The organism is Streptomyces sp. NBC_00075 (genome assembly GCF_045041225.1).
Taxonomy (GTDB): Bacteria; Actinomycetota; Actinomycetes; order Streptomycetales; family Streptomycetaceae; genus Streptomyces; species Streptomyces adonidis.
This window is the reverse complement of record NZ_CP108243.1, coordinates 595,017-615,088: the sequence shown is the minus strand read 5'-3', so window position 1 is coordinate 615,088 and position 20,072 is coordinate 595,017. Positions and strand designations below refer to the sequence as shown.

Here is a 20,072-nt window from a genome sequence, read left to right as displayed (position 1 = left end):
GGCGCGCGAAGGCGAGGCCGACGGGATCTGCGGCTCGATGCCCCGCACAGGGGCCCGCCCGGACCCCCTTGCCCTCAGCGGTCCCCGGCGCCGAACGCCTTCAGGATGCGCTCAGCCGCAAGCGTGGCCGTCAACTCGCCCTCCCTCACCTGTCGTTCGAGGTCGGGTGTGACCGCGCGTACGCCCTCGTCCGCGTGCAGGCGGCCCAGGAGTTCGTCGCGGACCATCGTCCAGGTCCAGTCGACCTGTTGGTCGCGGCGTTTGGCGGCTAGGCGGCCGGTTGAGTCGAGCAGGGTGCGGTGTTGTTCGAGGCGGTCCCAGACGGTGTCCAGGCCGGTCGCCTCGCGGGCGCTGCATGTCAGGACGGGTGGTGTCCAGGCCGTGTCCCTGCCGTGCATCAGCCGCAGCGCGCCCGCCAACTCCCGTGCGGCGGACTGGGCGTCGCGCTCGTGCGGGCCATCCGCCTTGTTGACGGCGAGGACGTCCGCCAGTTCCAGGACGCCCTTCTTGATGCCCTGGAGCTGGTCGCCGGTGCGGGCCAGTGTCAGCAGCAGGAAGGAGTCGACCATGTTCGCGACCGCGGTCTCGGACTGGCCGACGCCGACCGTTTCCACCAACACCACGTCGTAACCCGCCGCCTCCATCACCACGATCGACTCGCGGGTCGCCTTGGCGACCCCGCCGAGCGTGCCGGCCGTGGGGGAGGGGCGGATGAACGCCGCCGGGTCCACCGCCAGGCGCTCCATCCGGGTCTTGTCGCCCAGGATCGAGCCGCCCGTACGGCTGGACGACGGGTCCACCGCGAGCACCGCCACCCGGTGTCCGAGCCCGGTCAGCATCGTGCCGAACGCGTCGATGAACGTCGACTTCCCGACCCCGGGCACCCCGCTGACCCCGATCCGCCGGGCCCGGCCGCTGTGCGGGAGCAGCGCCGTCAGCAACTCCTGGGCCTGCGCCCGGTGTTGGGGGCGTGTCGACTCGACGAGCGTGATGGCACGCGCCACGATCGCCCGCTTCCCGTCGAGCACGCCCTTGACGTACGCGTCGAGATCGATCACAGGTCGTGCCCGAGGTCGGCAGAGAGCCGCTGGACCAGGTCGTACGCCGCGTCCGGGATCACCGTCCCGGGCGGGAACACGGCCGCCGCGCCCATTTCCAGCAGGGTCGGCACGTCCTGCGGCGGGATCACCCCGCCGACGACGATCATGATGTCCTCCCGGCCCTCCGCCGCCAGCTCCTCGCGCAGCGCCGGTACGAGGGTGAGGTGCCCGGCGGCCAGCGAGGACACCCCGACGATGTGGACGTCCGCCTCCACCGCCTGCCGCGCCACCTCGCCCGGCGTCTGGAACAGCGGGCCGACGTCGACGTCGAAACCGAGGTCGGCGAAGGCGGTGGCGATCACCTTCTGGCCCCGGTCGTGGCCGTCCTGGCCCATCTTGGCGACCAGGATGCGCGGCCGGCGCCCCTCTGCCTCCTCGAAGGCGTCCACCAGGGTCCGGGTGCGGTCCACGGACGGGGACTCGCCTGCTTCGTTGCGGTACACCCCGGCGATCGTACGGATCTGGCCCGCGTGCCGCCCGTACACCTTCTCCAGCGCGTCGGAGATCTCCCCGACCGTCGCCTTCGCGCGGGCCGCGTTCACCGCCAGCTCCAGCAGGTTGCCCTCGCCCCCGGCCGCCCGCGTGAGCGCGTCCAGCGAGTCCTGGCAGGCCCGCTCGTCGCGCTCCGCCCGCAGCCGCCGCAGCTTCTCGATCTGCTGGGTGCGTACGGAGGAGTTGTCGACCTTCAACACATCGATCTGCTCGTCGGTCTCCACGCGGTACTTGTTGACGCCGATCACCGGCTGGCGCCCCGAGTCGATGCGGGCCTGCGTGCGCGCCGCCGCCTCCTCGACCCGGAGCTTGGGGATGCCCGCGTCGATGGCCTGTGCCATACCGCCCGCAGCCTCGACCTCCTCGATGTGCTGCCAGGCCCGGCGCGCGAGGTCGTACGTCAGCTTCTCCACGTACGCGCTGCCGCCCCACGGGTCGATGACCCGGGTCGTGCCCGACTCCTGCTGGATCAGCAGTTGGGTGTTGCGGGCGATGCGCGCCGAGAAGTCGGTGGGGAGGGCCAGTGCCTCGTCGAGGGCGTTGGTGTGCAGCGACTGGGTGTGGCCCTGGGTCGCGGCCATCGCCTCCACGGCCGTACGCGTCACGTTGTTGAACACGTCCTGCGCCGTGAGCGACCAACCCGACGTCTGCGAATGGGTGCGCAGGGAGAGGGACTTGGCGTTCTGCGGGTCGAACTGCCTGACCAGCTTGGCCCAGAGGAGCCTCGCCGCGCGCATCTTCGCGATCTCCATGAAGAAGTTCATGCCGATCGCCCAGAAGAAGGACAGCCGGGGCGCGAACGCGTCCACGTCCATCCCCGCGTCCCGCCCCGCCCGGATGTACTCCACCCCGTCCGCGAGCGTGTACGCCAGCTCCAGGTCGGCCGTCGCACCCGCCTCCTGGATGTGGTAGCCGGAGATCGAGATGGAGTTGTAGCGGGGCATCCGCTGCGAGGTGTACGCGAAGATGTCGGAGATGATCCGCATCGACGGCTTCGGCGGATAGATGTAGGTGTTGCGGACCATGAACTCCTTGAGGATGTCGTTCTGGATGGTCCCGGCCAACTTCTCGGGCGGTACGCCCTGTTCCTCCGCCGCCACGATGTAGAGGGCCAGTACGGGGAGCACGGCGCCGTTCATCGTCATCGACACGGTCATCTTGTCCAGCGGGATGCCGTCGAAGAGCTGCCGCATGTCGTAGATCGAGTCGATGGCCACGCCCGCCATGCCGACGTCACCGGTCACGCGCGGGTGGTCGCTGTCGTAACCCCGGTGCGTGGGCAGGTCGAAGGCGACCGACAGCCCCTTCTGGCCGGCCGCGAGGTTGCGGCGGTAGAACGCGTTGGACTCCTCGGCCGTGGAGAAACCGGCGTACTGGCGGATCGTCCAGGGCTGGTTGACGTACATCGTCGGGTACGGGCCGCGCAGATAGGGGGCGGCACCCGGGTACGTCGAGAGGAAGTCCAGGCCCTCCAGGTCGGTGCCGGTGTAGAGCGGCTTGACCGCGATGCCCTCCGGGGTCTCCCAGAAGGTCTCGTCCGAGCCGGTGGCCGCCTTCACGGCCGTACGCCAGTCTGTGGCGCCGGTACCGGCGGTCGGGGTCCCCAGTTCGATTCCGGAGAAGTCGGGGATTCCCATCAGGACGCTCCCATGCGGTCGAGGGTGGCGGAGAGCACGGCTACGGCGTCGCAGCCCGCGAAGACGTACGAGTCGACGTCCGAGTACTGCCCGGGACGGCCGGCGAGGAACACGTGCGAGGCACCGCCGGCCTTCAGTTCCGCGGCCACGGTCGCCGCCTGCTCCTCGTACAGGGTGTCGCTGGAGCAGAGGCAGGCCTCGGTGGCGCCGCTCTCCTCGAAAGTGCCCGCCGTGACGGGCTCGATGCCGCCGGCCTGGAAGAGGTTCGAGACGAAGGTCGTCCGCGCGGTGTGGGCGGCGGCGGGGCCGATGGTCGCGAGGTAGACGCGCGGCCGGGTTCCGGTGGCGGCGAGGTGGGCGTCCGAGCGGGCACGCAGCGCCTCGTACGCCTCGTCGCGACGGACCCGGGGGAGTCCGCCGGACGGTCGCTCGGGCGCGGGCTCGCGATCCGGGAGGCGCTCGGCGAGGTTCGGGAACTCGCTGACTCCGGTGATCGGTTCGCGCCGTTTGGCCAGCTTGGCGGAGCGGGTCGCCCAGGTGGTGGCCAGCGCCTCGCCGAGGCGCCCGGAGCGCAGGGCGGCGGCCTGGCCGCCCAGCCCCTCGATCCACTGGAAGAACTCCCAGCCCGCGTGGGCGAGTTCGTCGGTGAGCCGCTCCACGTACCAGGAGCCGCCCGCCGGGTCGATCACCCGGGCCAGATGCGACTCCTCGACCAGGATCGTCGAGGTGTTGCGGGCGATCCGGCGCGCGAACGCGTCCGGCAGGCCCAGCGCGTGGTCGAAGGGGAGCACGGTGACCGAGTCGGCGCCGCCGACCCCGGCGGCCAGCGTGGCGACCGTCGTACGCAGCATGTTCACCCACGGGTCGCGGCGCGACATCATCACCGGCGAGGTCACGGCGTGCTGCACCTGGGCCCCGGCCGCCGGCGCCCCGGACACCTCGGCCACCCGCGCCCACAGCCGCCGGGCCGCGCGCAGCTTGGCGATCGTCAGGAACTGGTCGGCGGTGGCCGCGTACCGGAACTCCAGCTGTGCACAGGCCTGTTCGACGGTCAGACCGGCCTCGGTCAGCTCCCGCAGGTAGGCCACCCCGGTCGCCAGGGACGCGCCCAGCTCCTGCGCGGCCGAGCCGCCGGCCTCGTGGTACGGCAGCGCGTCCACGGTCAGCGCGCGCAGTCCCGGGTACTGCTCGGCGCACAGCCGCGCCAGCTCGACGACCGGCGCGAACGCCAACTCCTCGCCCGTACGGGCCTCGTGGCCCAGCGGGTCGCCGCCGAGACTGCCGCGCGCCGCCTCCTTGGCGACGCCCCGCTCCTCGTACAGCCGCAGCAACTCCCGTGCGGCGGGCTCCACTTCCTGTCCGGCGTCGAGGACGACGGGGGCCAGGTCGAGGTAGACGCCGTCGAGCGCACGGGCGAGCGACGACACCGGGATCGCGTCCGGGCCGACGGTCAGCCAGAGCGAGGTGACGCCGTTCTCCAGGTCCGCGAGGACCGCGTCGCCGACGAGGGTCGCGTGCCGCTGCCTTACGTCCCAGCCGCCGACGGTGTTCCCCTCGGGCCGCCCGCCGCGTACGAAGGGGGCGAAGCCGGGGAAGCCGGGCTCGGGGGACTCGTCGCGCGCCGTGTAGAGGGGGTGGGTGGTGAGCCCGTCCTCCAGCGTGGTGGACAGCGCGTCTTCGGCTGCCGCGCCCGAGACCTCCTTGCCCGACTTGCGCAGGACGCCCTCCACCAGGCGCTGCCACTGCTCATGGGTCGTGGAAGGGAACTCGGCGGCCAGCGAGAGCCCGTCGTTGGGCAGGACTGTCATGCCCGGATGCTAGGGCAGAGAGGTCCGGCCGCAGCAGAGCGCCAGGCTGTGACCTTGACCTCGGCCGAAATGTGACCTCGGCCTCACGTGGTAATTTCCTGAGGCCAGTCAAGGGAATCCGGTGTGAATCCGGAGCTGACGCGCAGCGGTGAGGGTGACGGGCGGGGCAACACGAGCCACTGGACGACGGTCGAATCCGACCAGGATCCGGGAAGGCGCTCCGTCCGGGTGACCCCGAGTCCGAAGACCTGCTGGCCCGACCGTCCGAACGGGTCCCGCGCCTGGACCCTCGACGCCAGAGGATGTTCTGTGCCCGTCACCCGCACAATTCACCGTTCCGCGCTGCTCCTGACCGGAACGGTTCTCCTGACGGCCTGCGGCGGCTCGTCCACCGAGACCCCCGCATCGCCCGCCGACCCGACCGCTCTCACCCTCGACAACTGTGGGCAGCGCGTCGAGATCACCTCCGCGCCGAAGCGGGCCGTCTCCCTCAACCAGGGCACCACCGAGATCATGCTCTCCCTGGGCCTCGCCGACCGGATGGCAGGCACCGCCACCTGGACCGACCCGGTGCTGAAGGGCCTGGAGAAGGCCAACGCCACCGTGCCCCGGCTCGCCGACAACGCCCCGTCCTTCGAGAAGGTCCTGGACACCGAACCCGACTTCGTCGCCGCCTCCTTCGCCTCCACCCTGGCCAAGGGCGGAGTCGCCCCGCGCGAGAAGTTCACCGAACTCGGCGTGCCCGCCTATCTCTCGCCCGCCGACTGTGAAGGCAAGGACAACAGCGGCGGCGGCGACGGAACCCGCACGAAGCCGCTGACCATGGAATCGGTCTACGGCGAGATACGCGACCTCGCGAAGATCTTCGGCGTCGAAGCGCGCGGCGACGAACTCGTCGAGTCCCTGAAGGCGCGCGTCACGAAGGCCACCGCCGGGATCGACGCCTCCGACAGCTCCGTCCTGTACTGGTTCGCCAACCAGGAGTCCCCGTACATGGCGGGCTGCTGCGGAGCCCCCGGCATCATCACCGACGCGCTGGGCGCGAAGAACGTCTTCGACGACACCACCGAGGAGTGGCCGCAGATCAACTGGGAGACCGTCGCGGACCGCGACCCCGACGTCCTGGTGATCGGCGACCTCACCCGCAAGTCACAGACCGCCGAGACCGCCGCGAAGAAGATCGCCTTCCTGGAGTCCAACGCGGCGACCAAGAACATGACGGCGGTCAGGAACAAGCGGTACGTGCTGCTCAGCGGGCAGGCCATGAACCCGACGATCCGCACCGTCGAGGGCGTGGAGAAGGTCGCCGCCGCGCTGCGCGAGTACCGGCTCGCCGGATGACCGGGACCGTGCCGGTCACCGTGCTGTGGACGGTGACCGGTCTCGCGGTGCTCGCCGCGTCCGTCGCCGTGGCCATCACCATCGGCCCGGCGGACATCGGCGTCGGCGACGTCTGGTCGGCGGTGGCGGCCCATCTCGGCGGCGAGGAATCGCAGTTGAGCCCGATCCGGGACGGCATCGTCTGGAACCTGCGGCTGCCGCGCACCCTGCTGGCCGCCGTCTGCGGGGCCGGACTCGCGGTGTGCGGGGCGGTCATGCAGTCCCTGCTGCGCAACCCCCTCGCCGACCCCTTCGTCCTCGGCGTCTCCTCCGGGGCCTCCACCGGCGCCGTCGTGGTCGTCGTCCTCGGCGTGGGCGGCGGTGCGCTGTCGGTGTCGGGCGGGGCGTTCGTCGGGGCCGTCGCCTCCTTCGCCCTGGTGCTGCTGCTCAGCCACACCCTCGGTGCCACGACGGACCGGGTCGTGCTCGCCGGGGTGGCGATCATGCAGCTCTTCTCCGCGCTGACGTCCTTCGTCGTCCTGACGGCCGCCGACGCCGAGACCACGAGGGGCGTGCTGTTCTGGCTGCTCGGTTCGCTCAGCGGGGCGGGCTGGAACGAGGTGTGGCTGTGTCTGGCGGTCCTGGTGGCGGCGCTGGCCGTCTGCCTCGGGTACGCGAGGACGCTGGACGCCTTCGCCTTCGGGCAGGACGCGGCGGCGACGCTCGGCGTCTCGGTGGCCCGGACCCGGCTGGTGCTGCTGTGCGTCACCGCCCTGCTCACGGCCGCCCTGCTCACGGCCGCCCTGGTCAGCTCGGCGGGTGCGATCGGCTTCGTCGGGCTCGTCCTGCCGCACGCCGCCCGCGCCCTGACCGGCGCCGGGCATGTACGGCTGCTGCCGGTCACCGCGGTCGCCGGGGCGGTGTTCCTCGTCTGGGTGGACACCCTGGCCCGGACCGCCCTCGACCCGCAGGAGGTGCCGGTGGGCGTGGTCACCTCCCTGATCGGCGTACCGGCCTTCGTCCTCGTCCTGTACCGCACCCGGAGGGCGCCGCTATGACCCTCAGCGCCGACCGTGTCTCCCGCACCGCCGCCGGACAGCTCATCCTCGACGGCGTGAGCCTCACGCCGGCCCCCGGCTCGGTCACCGGCCTGCTCGGCCCCAACGGCTCAGGAAAATCAACCCTGTTGAGGCTGCTGGCAGGTGTCCTCGTCCCTTCCTCCGGCGTAGTCACCCTCGACGGCCATCCGCTGCGCGAGCTGGGCCGCCGTACCGTCGCCCGCCGCCTCGCGGTCGTGGAACAACAGGCGGACACCCAGACCGAGTTGACCGTCCTCGACGTCGTACGCCTCGGCCGCGTCCCGCACCGGCGCGCCTGGACCCCCGCCACCCCGGCCGACGACAGGGCCGTACACACCGCGCTGGAACGCACCGGCCTCACCGACCGGACGGCCCGCCTCTGGCACACCCTCTCCGGCGGCGAACGCCAACGCGTCCAGATAGCCCGCGCCCTCGCCCAGGAACCCCGCGAACTCCTCCTCGACGAACCCACCAACCACCTCGACATCCAGCACCAGTTGGACCTCCTGACCCTGGTCGCCGAACTGCCGGTCACGACCGTCGTCGCGCTGCACGACCTGAACCTGGCGGCGATGTACTGCGATGCGCTCGTCGTGCTCAAGGAGGGCAGGGTGGTGGCGACGGGCAGCCCGGGTGACGTCCTGACCGAGGAACTGATCGCCGACGTGTACGGCGTGAAGGCCGCCGTCAGCCGCGACGAGCCCGGGGACCGGCCGCATGTACGGTTCCTCGGGACGCTCCGGCCGGCGTGAGGAAGGCACGGGAACGCATGGCCCCAGGCGTTGTCAGTGGTGCTCCCTAGACTTTCGAACGACCTGATCGAAGGGCGGGGACCACCATGGAAGACCTCACGGGGATCGAGGCGTTGCGGCAGCTCCTGCCGCCGCCTCCAGACGCGGGCGAGGACATCGACTGGCAGGCGGCCGAGGCGAAGTGGGGCACCGGGTTCCCCCGGGACTACAGGGACTTCATGTCCGTGTACGGCGTCGGCGGGATCGAATCGGAGGAGGAGATCGGCGAGGTCGGAATCCTCGGGCCGTTTCCCACGGGCGCCTACCCGTTCTCCCCCGACGACTTCGAGGACGAGACGGGGAACGCCCAGCTGGCCTGGGAGGAGGAGGGCGCCGACCAGGACGACCTGGACCTCGACCCGGAACACATCCTCGCCTGGGGCTACACGTCCCACGCCGACATACTGTGCTGGCTGACCAGCGATCCCGACCCCGACAAATGGCCTGTCCTGCTCTTCGCCCGCCACGGCTCGAAGACGTGCGAGGTCGTCCCCCTGGGCATGGTCGAGTTCCTGCGCAGGCTCCTCGTCGGTGAGCTCGCCTCGTTCAGCATGGAGTTCACACCGGAACCGCGATTCGAGCACTGGCGCAAGGGGAGGTGACCCGCAGGAGGGGCCTCGGGCGGGCGTTGTCGCAAGGTTTTCGCAATAACGTATTCGGCGACCAAGTGCCCCTGCCTCCCCTTGTCGCGGGCGCCGGGCGTGGTGTCGGGCGGCGCACCATAATGAAGGGGAGCGCGGCGCGGGAGACAGCGCCGCAGGTGAGGTGCGCATGGCAGCCCTGAGCGAGCACGACGGCGTGGACATCCCGGCCGACGAGGCTGCCGTCGTCCTGCTCGACAGCGCGGGGATCGTCCAGGGGTGGTCACGGGCGGCGGCGGAACTGCTGGGGCGGCCGGCCGAGCAGGTCTGCGGGCGGCCACTGGCGCGGCTGCTCGCCGAGCCCGCACACGCACGGGGCGACTCCCCGGCCGTACCGGCGGGGCGGGTCGCGTTCCGGCACGTCTCGGGCCGGACGGTCGACACCACCGTCGACGAGGTGCCCCTGGGCGGGTCCTCCCAGCGCGTCCTGCTGCTGGCGCCGAGTCGCGAGGACGGCGAACAGGAGCAGGGATCGTCGCTGCTGACCGCCCTGCTGGCGCAGTCCCTCCTGGGGGTCGTCCTCTGTGACACCGAGCTGAGAGTCGTCCGCACGAACGTCATCGCCGAGGCGCACGGCTGGCCGCTGCTGCGCCCCGGGCACCGTCTCGGGGACGTCATCTCCGCGGCGGACGCCAAGGACGTCGGGGACCAGCTGCGGCAGGTGCTCGACACGGGAGTGCCGTTGCTCGCACGGGAACAGCGGATGCGCGCGCCGGACGGGTCAGGGCGGGAGCGGTACGTGTCCGTGTCCGCGTTCCGGCTCGCGGACGGTCACGACCGGCCGACCGGGATCGCCGCGTTCTTCACCGACAGCACGCAGCAGCGGCGGGCGCGACGGCGCACCGAGGTCGGCCATGACGCGTCGGCGCGTATCGGCGCCTCCCTGGACGTGACCCGTACCGCCCAGGACATCGCCGACGTGCTGGTACCGGCCCTGGGGGACATGGCATCGGTCGAGATCGCCGAGTCCGTGATCGAGGGCGAGGAGCCGGCGAAGGTGATCCGGCCCGGCGACTGGCTGCGGCTGCGCCGGGTGGCCGTCGCCTCGGCCACCGGGCCCTGGCCCGCCGAACTCGTTCCCGTCGGCGGGGTGGTCCCGCGCTTCCCCGACGTCCCGCAGGTGCGGCGGGCCGCCATCCAGGGGGACACCGTCTACAACACGACCCGGCAGGAGATGCTCGACCTCCTCGGCGACCCGGAACTGATCCGGGCGGTGATGCCCGAGCGGGGCCACTCCGCCGTGGTGTCGCCGCTGTACGCACGCGGTCTGCTGCTGGGTTTCGTGGCCGTCTGGCGGACCGAGCAGCCGGAGCCGTTCGAGCAGGAGGACGCGGACCTCGTGTTCGACATCTCCTCACGGGCCGCGCTCAGCGTGGACAACGCCCGCCGGTACACCCGCGAGCACCGGGCAGCGGTCGCACTCCAGCAGCGTCTGCTCCCGAGGGCCACGACGAGCACCGCGGCGGCCGAGTCGGCGGGCTGCTATGTGCCGGCCGGCGGCGGGGCGGACATCAGCGGCGACTGGTTCGACGCCATCCCGCTGCCCTCGCTGCGGGTGGCCTTCGTCGTCGGTGACGTCTTCGGCCACGGGCTGCACGCCGCGGCGACCATGGGACGCCTGCGGACCGCGATCCGTACGCTCGCCGACCTCGAACTGGAGCCGGGGGAACTCCTCATCCACCTGGACGACCTCGTCCAGCAGCTCGCCGACGAAGCCGATCCCGAGGACAGGGACACCATCGGCGCCACCTGCCTGTACGCCGTCTACGACCCGCTCACCGGCAGCTGCGCCTTCGCCAGTGCCGGCCATCCGGCGCCCGCGGTGATCGGGCCCGACGGCACCGCCCGTCCGGTCGAGGTGTCCCCGGGGCCACCGCTGGGAGTCGGGGGCATGCCCTTCGAGGTGACCACCGTCGCCCTGGAAGCCGGCAGCACCCTCGCGCTCTACACCGACGGCCTCGTGGAACGGGGGTCCCGCGACGCCGACCAGGGCACACGGGACCTTCTCGACACCCTCGCGTCCCTCTGCCGGGGCGACGGGACGCTGGAGGAGATCGGCAGTGCCGTCATGGCACGCGCCGCCGAGGCGCCGCCCCGCGACGACATGGCGCTCCTGCTGGCCCGGCCCCGGCTGCTTCCGGCGGCGGACATCGCGGACTGGCAGTTCCCCGACGATCCGGCGGCGGTCGCCGAAGCCCGGAACGCCGTCGCGCGCAGACTCGCCGAGTGGGGGCTCGACGACCTCACCTTCACCACGGAACTGACCGTCAGTGAACTGGTCACCAACGCCATGCGGTACGCGGGCGGCACCGTCGGTCTGCGTCTCTTCCACGACGACACCACCCTGGTGTGCGAGGTCCGCGACTCCAGCAACACCCAGCCACGACTTCGCCGGGCCCTGGCGGGCGACGAAGGCGGGCGAGGGCTCTTCCTCGTCGCCCAGCTCAGCAGACGCTGGGGCAGCCGGTACCACCACAGCGGCAAGACCATCTGGGCGGAGCAGCCGATAGACGATGCCGCGACATCGGACACCGGCCTCTCCGCCGTGTGGGACAGCGCCACCCTGTAGTAGCCCTCAGCCGCGACGGTTCCCCTGTTCCCCCGGCAGCAGAGCCCGCAGGGCGTTGAGCTGATGGGAGTGCTCGACCGCCGACGTCTCGTCCAGGGCGGTCAGTGCGAGCAGCAGCGCGTCGGCCACGATCAGGGCGGTCAGGACCTCGTTGGTGATCCCGGTCGGTGTGCCGGGCGCGATCAGCACGGCGTCGACGCGGTCCTCGAAGGCCTCGCTCAGCTCGTCGGTGACGAACACGACCTTGGCGCCGACCGCGCGGGCCCGTTCCACCAGGACCGTCAGCTCCGGCAGCGGCCGCCCCGGCTGGAAGATCACCACGGCGTCGCCCTGTCCCAGGGTGAGCAGCGAGTCGGCGAGCGCGAAGCCGGTCTCGCCCGCGAAACGGGCGCGGCGGCCGATCCGGCCGAGCGACCGGGCGAGGTGGCGGGCCCCGAGTTCACACGCGGCGGCCCCGTAACACAGCACCTCACGGGCGTCGGCGAGCGCGGCGACCGCCCGTTCGAGCGCCTCCGTCCCGGTGAGCCGCCGGCACTGGTCGATGCGCTCCTGGGTCTCGTCGAAGATGTCGCTCCAGATGTTCTCCAGGTCCTTGCCGACATGCGCGATGCGCTGCGCCAGCCGGACATCGGGGGCGGTGGCCGCGGTGAAGTCGGCCGCCAGTTCCCGCTTGAGCGCCGGCAGACCGGCGTAACCGAGTCGTTGCAGAGCCCGTACGACCGTCGCGTTGCTGGTGCCGCTGGCGGTCCCCAGCTCCTGGGCGCTGGCGAACATCAGCTTCTCGGCAGGGGCGCTGACCAGGTACTGCGCGACGGTCTGCTCGGAGGCGGACAGCTCGTCCCACTGGTCGCGGACGGCGGCGCGCAGACGCGTGAGCCCTCCGGGGGCGGCACTGCCCGTTTTTGAAATCGCCATTACAGCCATTGACTCCTACGTCACCGACGTTACTCTCTGAACATCGCGTTCCAGAAAGTCGAACTTTCGGAACGAATGTTACGGCACATGTGTCTTTCGAGGAGCCCCCGCATGCAGCACAGTCTTCCGGTCGTCGAGATCTCCGGTACTCCGGCCCAGCGCGGCAGGCAGTACGGAGAGGCCGTGGCCGGACAACTGGCGGCTTCCCTCGCCTATTACGAGGAGGCCTTCGGCGCCTCGTCGGGCCTCACCTGGCAGCAGGTCACCGCCCGCGCCGCCCGCTGGCTCGACCCCGTCCGGGACTACGCGCCCCACCTGGTGGAGGAGATGCAGGGCATCGCCGACGGCGCGGGCGTCGACCTGCTCGACGTACTGGCGCTGAACGCGCGCGGCGAGGTCATCTACGACGACTCCTTCAGCGGGATGCGCGAGTTCGGCGAGGTGCGCGAGGAGGAGCCCGCCGAGGGGTGCACCTCCTTCGCCGCCTACGGGCCCGCCAGCGGCGACGGCCATGTCTGGGCCGGCCAGAACTGGGACTGGCGGGCCGGGGTCCAGGACACCGTGGTCATGCTCCGTATCGTCCAGCCGCCCAAGCCGACCCTGCTGATGCAGGTGGAGGCCGGGCAGATCGGCCGCCAGGGAGCCAGCTCGGCGGGGATCGCCCTCAACGCCAACGGTCTCGGCGGCCGCTTCGACGAAGCCGTCGGCCTGCCCCAGACCGTGATCCGGCGCAGTGTCCTCGACCAGCCCAGCATCACCGACGCCCTCAACGTCCTGTGCCGCACCCGCGCCCACATCGCCAGCAACGCCCTGCTCACCTGCCGCGAGGGCTTCGCCGTCGACCTGGAGACCACCCCGGCCGGGCACGGCTGGCTGTATCCCACCGACGGCCTGCTGGTGCACGGCAACCACTACCAGGCGGGTGTCCCCACGGCCCTGGCCAACGGATACCGGCCCCTGTCACCCGACTCCCTCGTACGCGTGCCACGCGCCGAGGAAGGTCTGCGCCGGCTGCGCGACGCCACCGGCCCGGACGAGACCCGCAAGCTGATCAAGCAGTCGATGTCGGACCACCTCGGCCACCCCGAGTCGCTCTGCACCCACGCCGACCCGCGAGAACCCGAGATCAAGCACTGGACGACGCTGGTGTCCTCCTGCGTGGACCTCACCGCCGGCGACTACCACGTCACGGCCGGCACCCCCTGCGACCACGATTACCAGCACCTCCCCTGGAACCTCTACGACGGTCCCCACGCCCCGAACTGAAGGCCCCCACTCCCGAATCCCGGATCCCCGTTTTCCGCCCAGGAGCACTGTCATGAAGCTCAAGTCCGCTGTCGCGGCCGCAGGCCTCGCCGGAGCGCTGGCCCTCACCGCCGCCTGTAGCGGAGCCGACACCGGCTCCTCCGCGGGCGACGGCGCCGCCGTCGACGTCACCAAGCTCGAACTCACACCCACCACGGCCCCTGCCACCGGTTCCGTCGCCTCCGTGAACTGGCTGCTGGCGGACGAGCCGGAGTCCCTCGACCTCGACACCCAGGGCGGCAGCGCCGGCCGCACCGTCCTCAGCAACGTCTGCGAACGCCTCTATCAGCTCCAGCCCGACATGTCCGTTCAGCCCTCGCTCGTGGCGAAGGAGAGCAGACCGGACGCGAAGACCCTCGTCCTGACTCTGCGGGAGGGTGTCACCTTCCACGACGGGTCCGCGATGACCGCCGACGACGTGCTGTTCAGCCTGCGTCGGCACGCCGAGCCGGAGATGGAGCAGTCCGACGAGTTCGGCAACGTCGACAAGATGAGCAAGACCGGCGACCGCGAGATCACCATCTCGTTCAAGCAGCCCGACGCCCTGTTCACCAAGGCCCTCGCGGGCGACGCCGGCCTCGTCTACAACGACGCGCAGGTCAAGAAGGCGGGCGACGACTTCGGGACCCCCGGCCAGGGCGACGCCTGTTCCGGGCCTTACCAGCTGAGCGGCTGGAAGTCCGGCGACTCCATCACGCTGACCGCCTCAGACTCCTACTGGGGCAAGAAGCCGCTCACCCAGCAGGTCGTCTTCCACTGGGCCGACGACAGCGCGATGGTCAACGCCCTGAAGACCGGCGCCGCCGACGGCGCCTACGCCGACACCCCCGGCGCGGCGGCCTCCCTGCGCGACACCGAGGGCCTGACCCAGTACTACGGCCCGAGCACCGCCACCCTCGCCCTCCTGCCCACCGAACGCGGCGGCCTCGCCGACCCGGACATCCGCAGGGCCCTCTCGCTGGTCCTGGACCGCGCGGGCATAGCCAAGGCCGGCTACGGCGGCCTCGCCGAACCCTGGGCCACCCCTGTCGGCTCCGGCTCCTGGGGCTACGAGAAGGCGACCTTCGCCGCCGCCCAGAAGCAGCTCACCGAGGCCCCGGCGACCCCGTCCAGCCAGGATCTCGCCAAGGCCAAGCAACTCGTGAAGCAGGCCAAGTCCGCGCCGACCGGCCCCATCGTGATCGGCACCGACAGCACCCAGGGCCGCCTGGTCATCGCCAACGCCGTCCGCGCCGCCCTCACCCGGCTCGGCCTCAAGGGCGAGATCAAGACCCTGCCCTCCTCCGCCTACCAGGAGGCCTACGGAGACAAGGGCGCCCGCGCCGACTTCGACGTCCTCGTCGCCGACTGGTACATCTCCAAGAGCGACCCCATCGGCTTCTACGACAACGCCCTGTCCGACAGCTCGAACAACTGGGTCGGATTCAAGAGCGCCGACTACGACGCCAAGGTCGCGGAGGCCCTTCGTACCATCGACGACAAGAAGCGCGCCGCCCTCGTCGTGGACATCCAGCGCGAGTTCGCGGACGCGGCCGTGTGGATCCCGGTCGCCCAGACGCCCACCGTCCTCACCCTGAACAGCGAGCTGACCGGCCCGCCCGCCTCCATGGCCTACCTCTACTCTCCCTGGGCCGCACAGCTCGGCGCCAAGAAGGGCTGAACCGCATGATCGTCGCCATCGGCCGACGGCTCTCGGGACTGCTGGCCACCCTGCTGGCCTCCTCGTTCGTGATCTTCGCCGCCGTCTACGCGGCCCCCGGCGACCCCGCCGTCTTCCTCGCGGGCGGCCGGGACAAGCTCACCCCCGAACGGCTGGCCAATGTCCGCGCCCAGTACCACCTGGACGAGCCCCTGGTCGTCCAGTACGGCCGCTGGCTGTGGGACTGCGTCCACCTCGACCTCGGCCGCTCCTTCCAGTACAGCGACCAGGTCTCCGACCTGCTGTCCTCGCGATTCCCGACGACCCTCGTCCTCGTCGCGTACGCCACCGTGCTGTTCGTGGTCCTCGGGGTCGGCGCGGGCATCCTGGCGGCGATCCGCCAGGGCGGCTGGGCCGACTCGGCCGTCGTCGGCACCACCACGCTCGCCGCGTCCGTGCCCTCCTTCGTCGGAGGGATCGCCCTCGTCGCCCTCTTCGGGGTGAAGCTCGGCTGGTTCCCCGTGACCGGCAGCGGCGAGGGTGTCGGCGGCACCCTCCACCACCTCACCCTGCCCGCCGTGGCCATGGCGCTCGGTTCCCTCGCCGTCATCAGCCGCGTCACCCGGCAGGCCATGGTGGAGGCGGGCGCCGCCGAACACGTGGCGGTGGCCCGCTCGGCGGGACTGCCCGAACGGCAGATCATCAGGCGGCACATCCTGCGCAACGCCCTCGGCCCCATCGTCACCATGTGCGGTCTGGTCACCGCGGGCATGCTCGCCGGGACGGTCGCCGTCGAGACCGTCTTCGGACTGAGCGGCATCGGCTCGCTGCTCGTCGGCGCCATCAACACCCATGACTTCCCGGTCGCCCAGGCGGTCCTGCTGCTGATGGTCACCTCCTACATCGTCGTCACCACCGTCGTGGACCTCGTGCACCCCCTGCTCGACCCCCGCCTGACCGCCATGAGGAGCACCGCATGACCGCCCTCCCCGCCGAGGCCGTCCCGGCGGCCGCCCTGCCGGTCACCGTGAAACGGGCCCGCCGCCCCTGGGGCGTGACCGTCGCCGCGGTCTTCCTCGCCCTCGTGGTGCTCGCCGCGGGCTTCGCCCCGCTCCTCGCTCCGTACGCCCCGGACGCCATCGACCTGTCGTCCTCCCTGGTCGGCACGAGCGGCGCCCACCCCCTCGGCACCGACGCCTCGGGGCAGGACCTGCTCTCCCGGGTGCTGTACGGCGCCCGCACCAGCCTGCTCGCGCCGCTGCTCCTGCTGCTGCTCGCCTCCGTGCTGGGCGTCACCCTCGGCACGGTCGCCGCGTGGCGCGGCGGCTGGGTCGACACGCTGTTGTCCCGGATCACCGACGTCATGTACGCCTTCCCGGGGCTGCTGTTCGTCGTACTGATCATCGCGGTGTTCGGTGCCGGCATGACCACGTCCGTGATCGCCCTCGGGCTCGCCTACGCCCCGACGATCGCCAAGTACACGCGCAGTGTCGCGCTGGCCGAGCGGTCCAAGGCGTACATCGACGCCTACCGGGTCCTCGGCATGAGCGGCACCCGGATCTGCGTCGCCCATCTCGTGCCCAACCTGGCCCGGTCCGTCGTCGGCTACCTCGTCGTCCTGTTCGGCGAGGCCCTGATGGGCCTGGCCACCCTCAGCTACCTCGGCTTCGGCGCCCAGCCGCCCAGCTCCGACTGGGGGTTGATGGTCCAGGAGGGCCAGGCCGCCATCGTCCAGAACGCCCTGCTCCCCGCACTCGTGCCGGGCACCGCCATCGCCGCCGTCGTGGTGGCCTTCAACGTGGTCGGCGTCTGGGCCGCCGACCGGCTCGGCGCCAGGAGGTAGCGCGCGCATGCTGCTCGACATCGAGAACCTGACCGTCCAACTCCCGGGCGCCGCCCGGCCGTTGCTCGCCGACATCTCCCTCCAGGTCCGCACCGGCGAAATCGTCGGACTCGTCGGCGAATCCGGCTCCGGCAAGTCCACCACCGCCAAGGCCGCCCTGCGCATCCTCCCCGACGGCGCCCAGGCCACCGGCCGGGCCCTCGTCGACGGCACCGACGTGCTGACGATGAACGGCCCCCGGCTGCGCGAACACCGGTCCAGGACGGTCGCGATGGTCCACCAGGACCCCCGCTCCGTACTCAACCCGGTCCGCCGAGTCGGCGACTTCCTCGTCGAACGGCTCCTCGCCACCGGGCAGTCGGACAAACGTGCCGCCCGCCTCCGCGCCGTCGAACTCCTCGACGCCGTCGGCCTGCCCGACCCGGAACAGCGCATCCGCCAGCACCCGCACGAGATGTCCGGCGGCATGCTGCAACGCGTCGTCATCGCCGGCGCCCTCGCCGCCGAACCCCGCCTCCTCCTCGCCGACGAGGCGACCAGCGCCCTGGACGTCACCACCCAGGCCGAGATCCTCGCCCTGCTGCGCAAGCTGCGCGCCGAGCGCGACCTCGGACTCCTCTTCATCACCCACGACCTGCAACTCGCCGCCGCCTACTGCGACCGCGTGTACGTCATGTACGCGGGCCGGATCGTCGAGGAACAGCAGGCCGGCCGCCTCTTCACGGACGCCCGGCACCCCTACACCCGAGGCCTGCTCGACTGCTCGCCCGAACTGGGCGACACCACCCGGGTCCTGCGCCCGATCCCCGGCAAACCCCCGTCCCTGGCCGAGCACTTCACGGGCTGTCCGTTCGCCCCGCGCTGCCCCCACACCGAGCCCGAGTGCGAGAGCGGTCCGCCCGAGCCGGTCCCCGTCGAGGGCGGCGGCACGGCGGCGTGTCGACGCCTCGCCACCCTGTCCGTACGACCGGCCGTCAGGAGTACGTCATGACCGGCACCCCTCCGACCCGGCCGCTGCTCGTCGTGGACGGCGTGACCAAGACCTACCGGCTGCCCGGCGGCGAGCGCTTGACCGCCGCCGACCAGGTGTCCTTCGCCGTGCCCCGAGGCGGATCCGTCGGCATCGTCGGCGAATCGGGCTCAGGCAAGAGCACGGTCGCGCGCATGCTCGTCGGCCTGCTCCGGCCCGACTCCGGCACGATCACCGTGGAGGGCAAGGACCGCGCCCACGGGCGGGGCAGGCTCAGCCGCCGCGACCGGCTGGCCCGCGCCCGCGACATCCAGATGGTCTTCCAGGACCCCTATGTCTCGCTCGACCCCCGACTGACCTCCCGGCAGTGCCTGCGCACCGCCCTGCGCCTGCACCGGCACCCCGAGCCGGACACGCGAATCGACGCGCTGCTCGACCAGGTCGGCCTCGGCAGCCGGGAGGGAGACGCACGGCCGCACGCCCTCTCCGGCGGCCAGCGGCAACGCCTCGCCATCGCCCGCGCCCTCGCCGTCGACCCCCGCATCCTGGTGCTCGACGAGGCGGTCGCCGCGCTGGACGTGTCGATCCAGGCGCAGATCCTCCAGCTCCTCGGCGAGATCCGCCGGGACACCGGGGTCGCCCTGGTCTTCGTCAGCCATGACCTGGCCGTCGTCCAGCACATCACGGACGAGACGGTGGTCATGCGGCGCGGAGTCGTCGTCGAGCAGGGACCGACGGCGCGGGTACTGAGCGATCCGCAGGACCCGTACACCCGGCTCCTGCTCGACTCGGTGCCGCACGAGGGCTGGGACCCCGGCGGCGTACGACCGCTGGTTGCGTGATGATGCGGGAGGGGCACCGCACGCCCCACGAGCCGAAAAGAGAGCCCGAACGAGAGAGGGCACCATGAGGATCCACCTGACCAGCGTCTTCGTCGACGACCAGGACAAGGCCCTGCGCTTCTACACGGAGGTACTGGGCTTCGTGAAGAAGACCGAGGTCCCGATCGGCGCCGACCGCTGGCTGACCGTGGTCTCGCCCGAGGATCCCGACGGCACCGAACTGCTCCTCGAACCCTCCGGCCATCCCGCGGTGAAGCCGTACAAGGACGCGCTGGTCAAGGACGGCATCCCGGCCACCGCCTTCGCCGTCGACGATGTGCACGCGGAGTACGACCGGCTGCGCGGGCTCGGCGTGCGCTTCACCCAGGAGCCGACGGAGATGGGCCCGGTCACCACCGCGGTGCTGGACGACACCTGCGGCAACCTGATCCAGATCGTGCACCAGGCCGAATAATCGGTTGGCGGAGCCCGGTGACGGGCGCCACGATGCCCCCATGGACTCGCGCGAGCACGAAACCGACACGACGACGACTCGGTGGACGGTCGCGACCGTCTATGACGACATGTGGGTCGACCCGGACGACGATCCACGCGAGACCGAGACCGAGATCGTCGACGAACGCGGTGTGCTGCTGGAGGGCCTGCGCCATTTCCGCCTCACCGTGGAGATGAAGTGCGCGGGCCTGGACGCCGAACAGATGGCGCGGCGCTCCGTACCGCCGTCCACGATGTCCCTGCTCGGGCTGATCCGGCATCTCACCGAGGACGAGCGGCACTTCCGCCGGGTCATGGCCGGCGAGGACGCGCCCAAGCTGTACCGCACCGAGGAGGACCGCGACGGCGACTGGAACGGCGCGGTCGCCGATCCGGCGGTCGTCGAGGACGCCTGGCGGCAGTGGCGGCTGGAGACGGAACGCACCGACCGCTTCATCGCGAGCGTCGACGACCTCGGCACCACCAACGCCGGCTTCTCCGACTTCGGCGCCGAACACGGCGTACAGCTCCAGGTCCGTGACGTCCTGTCGGCGCATGTCAACGAGTACGCGCGGCACTGTGGTCACGCCGACCTCCTGCGCGAGCGGATCGACGGCCGCGTGGGCCAGTAGGCCGCCGTTCGGAAA

The 20,072-nt window shown here is 71.5% G+C and carries 17 protein-coding genes and 1 riboswitch; of the genes, 13 read left to right on the top strand and 4 right to left on the bottom strand.

Features of this window, described 5'->3' with window-relative positions; translation table 11 throughout:
- Window positions 1–74 precede the first annotated feature (74 nt).
- The 3 genes from meaB to OG787_RS02765 are packed head-to-tail and all read right to left on the bottom strand — an operon-like array spanning window position 75 to window position 5,037.
- A complete protein-coding gene (gene meaB / locus OG787_RS02775; RefSeq protein ID WP_405534182.1) occupies window positions 75–1,058 on the bottom strand; it encodes a methylmalonyl Co-A mutase-associated GTPase MeaB in 984 nt (327 codons plus the stop codon).
- Entirely contained in the window at window positions 1,055–3,229 is a 2,175-nt protein-coding gene (scpA, locus tag OG787_RS02770; protein ID WP_405534181.1) for a methylmalonyl-CoA mutase, read from the bottom strand. The genes meaB and scpA overlap by 4 nt, the downstream gene beginning before the upstream one ends.
- Window positions 3,229–5,037 carry a methylmalonyl-CoA mutase family protein gene (locus tag OG787_RS02765; RefSeq protein WP_405534180.1) on the bottom strand — a complete coding sequence of 603 codons (1,809 nt, stop codon included), beginning with the start codon at window positions 5,035–5,037 and terminating at the stop codon, window positions 3,229–3,231. The genes scpA and OG787_RS02765 overlap by 1 nt, the downstream gene beginning before the upstream one ends.
- Window positions 5,038–5,125: 88 nt before the next feature.
- Window positions 5,126–5,308, top strand: a riboswitch (cobalamin riboswitch).
- 38 nt (window positions 5,309–5,346) lie between these two features.
- On the opposite strand from OG787_RS02765, the gene OG787_RS02760 reads away from it, so the two are divergent.
- From OG787_RS02760 to OG787_RS02740, 5 genes are all read left to right on the top strand, one after another.
- Window positions 5,347–6,378: an ABC transporter substrate-binding protein gene (locus tag OG787_RS02760; protein ID WP_369031158.1), complete on the top strand. Its 1,032-nt coding sequence runs from the start codon at window positions 5,347–5,349 to the stop codon at window positions 6,376–6,378.
- On the top strand, window positions 6,375–7,415 hold the full coding sequence (locus OG787_RS02755; RefSeq protein ID WP_405534179.1) for a FecCD family ABC transporter permease: 1,041 nt from the start codon (window positions 6,375–6,377) through the stop codon (window positions 7,413–7,415). The genes OG787_RS02760 and OG787_RS02755 overlap by 4 nt, the downstream gene beginning before the upstream one ends.
- Window positions 7,412–8,188 carry an ABC transporter ATP-binding protein gene (locus OG787_RS02750; protein ID WP_405534178.1) on the top strand — a complete coding sequence of 259 codons (777 nt, stop codon included), beginning with the start codon at window positions 7,412–7,414 and terminating at the stop codon, window positions 8,186–8,188. The genes OG787_RS02755 and OG787_RS02750 overlap by 4 nt, the downstream gene beginning before the upstream one ends.
- A gap of 86 nt (window positions 8,189–8,274) precedes the next feature.
- The gene (locus OG787_RS02745) at window positions 8,275–8,829 is read left to right on the top strand and encodes an SMI1/KNR4 family protein (protein ID WP_369031161.1); all 555 of its coding nucleotides are present in this window, start codon (window positions 8,275–8,277) and stop codon (window positions 8,827–8,829) included.
- A gap of 169 nt (window positions 8,830–8,998) precedes the next feature.
- Window positions 8,999–11,437, top strand: coding sequence for a SpoIIE family protein phosphatase (locus OG787_RS02740; protein ID WP_405534177.1), 2,439 nt, complete (start codon window positions 8,999–9,001; stop codon window positions 11,435–11,437).
- 6 nt (window positions 11,438–11,443) lie between these two features.
- On the opposite strand, the gene OG787_RS02735 is transcribed toward OG787_RS02740, so the two are convergent.
- Window positions 11,444–12,352 (bottom strand): MurR/RpiR family transcriptional regulator, encoded by a 909-nt coding sequence (locus OG787_RS02735; protein WP_405534176.1) that lies wholly within the window; start codon window positions 12,350–12,352, stop codon window positions 11,444–11,446.
- 111 nt (window positions 12,353–12,463) lie between these two features.
- On the opposite strand from OG787_RS02735, the gene OG787_RS02730 reads away from it, so the two are divergent.
- The 8 genes from OG787_RS02730 (at window position 12,464) to OG787_RS02695 (ending at window position 20,057) form a co-directional block, all read left to right on the top strand.
- Window positions 12,464–13,618 carry a C45 family autoproteolytic acyltransferase/hydolase gene (locus tag OG787_RS02730; protein ID WP_405534175.1) on the top strand — a complete coding sequence of 385 codons (1,155 nt, stop codon included), beginning with the start codon at window positions 12,464–12,466 and terminating at the stop codon, window positions 13,616–13,618.
- 52 nt (window positions 13,619–13,670) lie between these two features.
- The gene (locus OG787_RS02725; RefSeq protein WP_405534174.1) at window positions 13,671–15,317 is read left to right on the top strand and encodes an ABC transporter substrate-binding protein; all 1,647 of its coding nucleotides are present in this window, start codon (window positions 13,671–13,673) and stop codon (window positions 15,315–15,317) included.
- A 5-nt stretch (window positions 15,318–15,322) separates the two neighbouring features.
- Entirely contained in the window at window positions 15,323–16,276 is a 954-nt protein-coding gene (locus tag OG787_RS02720) for an ABC transporter permease (protein WP_405534173.1), read from the top strand.
- Window positions 16,273–17,139 (top strand): ABC transporter permease, encoded by an 867-nt coding sequence (locus OG787_RS02715; RefSeq protein WP_369031167.1) that lies wholly within the window; start codon window positions 16,273–16,275, stop codon window positions 17,137–17,139. The genes OG787_RS02720 and OG787_RS02715 overlap by 4 nt, the downstream gene beginning before the upstream one ends.
- A gap of 7 nt (window positions 17,140–17,146) precedes the next feature.
- Window positions 17,147–18,130, top strand: a complete 984-nt coding sequence (locus OG787_RS02710; protein WP_369031168.1) for an ABC transporter ATP-binding protein — start codon at window positions 17,147–17,149, stop codon at window positions 18,128–18,130.
- Window positions 18,127–18,951, top strand: a complete 825-nt coding sequence (locus tag OG787_RS02705; protein ID WP_405534172.1) for an ABC transporter ATP-binding protein — start codon at window positions 18,127–18,129, stop codon at window positions 18,949–18,951. Before OG787_RS02710 ends, OG787_RS02705 begins: the two co-directional genes overlap by 4 nt.
- A 64-nt stretch (window positions 18,952–19,015) precedes the next feature.
- A complete protein-coding gene (locus OG787_RS02700) occupies window positions 19,016–19,405 on the top strand; it encodes a VOC family protein (protein WP_369031170.1) in 390 nt (129 codons plus the stop codon).
- A gap of 40 nt (window positions 19,406–19,445) precedes the next feature.
- Window positions 19,446–20,057: a DinB family protein gene (locus OG787_RS02695; RefSeq protein WP_369031171.1), complete on the top strand. Its 612-nt coding sequence runs from the start codon at window positions 19,446–19,448 to the stop codon at window positions 20,055–20,057.
- Window positions 20,058–20,072: the final 15 nt, after the last annotated feature.

What these genes read in the sequence shown, in the direction of transcription:
- OG787_RS02735 (WP_405534176.1), bottom strand. Translation starts at nt 12,352, where the DNA reads ATGGCGATTTCAAAAACGGGCAGTGCCGCCCCCGGAGGGCTCACGCGT.
- OG787_RS02755 (WP_405534179.1), top strand. Translation starts at nt 6,375, where the DNA reads ATGACCGGGACCGTGCCGGTCACCGTGCTGTGGACGGTGACCGGTCTC.
- OG787_RS02740 (WP_405534177.1), top strand. Translation starts at nt 8,999, where the DNA reads ATGGCAGCCCTGAGCGAGCACGACGGCGTGGACATCCCGGCCGACGAG.
- OG787_RS02720 (WP_405534173.1), top strand. Translation starts at nt 15,323, where the DNA reads ATGATCGTCGCCATCGGCCGACGGCTCTCGGGACTGCTGGCCACCCTG.
- OG787_RS02710 (WP_369031168.1), top strand. Translation starts at nt 17,147, where the DNA reads ATGCTGCTCGACATCGAGAACCTGACCGTCCAACTCCCGGGCGCCGCC.
- OG787_RS02745 (WP_369031161.1), top strand. Translation starts at nt 8,275, where the DNA reads ATGGAAGACCTCACGGGGATCGAGGCGTTGCGGCAGCTCCTGCCGCCG.
- OG787_RS02765 (WP_405534180.1), bottom strand. Translation starts at nt 5,037, where the DNA reads ATGACAGTCCTGCCCAACGACGGGCTCTCGCTGGCCGCCGAGTTCCCT.
- OG787_RS02700 (WP_369031170.1), top strand. Translation starts at nt 19,016, where the DNA reads ATGAGGATCCACCTGACCAGCGTCTTCGTCGACGACCAGGACAAGGCC.
- OG787_RS02715 (WP_369031167.1), top strand. Translation starts at nt 16,273, where the DNA reads ATGACCGCCCTCCCCGCCGAGGCCGTCCCGGCGGCCGCCCTGCCGGTC.
- OG787_RS02750 (WP_405534178.1), top strand. Translation starts at nt 7,412, where the DNA reads ATGACCCTCAGCGCCGACCGTGTCTCCCGCACCGCCGCCGGACAGCTC.
- OG787_RS02725 (WP_405534174.1), top strand. Translation starts at nt 13,671, where the DNA reads ATGAAGCTCAAGTCCGCTGTCGCGGCCGCAGGCCTCGCCGGAGCGCTG.
- scpA (WP_405534181.1), bottom strand. Translation starts at nt 3,229, where the DNA reads ATGGGAATCCCCGACTTCTCCGGAATCGAACTGGGGACCCCGACCGCC.
- OG787_RS02695 (WP_369031171.1), top strand. Translation starts at nt 19,446, where the DNA reads ATGGACTCGCGCGAGCACGAAACCGACACGACGACGACTCGGTGGACG.
- OG787_RS02730 (WP_405534175.1), top strand. Translation starts at nt 12,464, where the DNA reads ATGCAGCACAGTCTTCCGGTCGTCGAGATCTCCGGTACTCCGGCCCAG.
- OG787_RS02705 (WP_405534172.1), top strand. Translation starts at nt 18,127, where the DNA reads ATGACCGGCACCCCTCCGACCCGGCCGCTGCTCGTCGTGGACGGCGTG.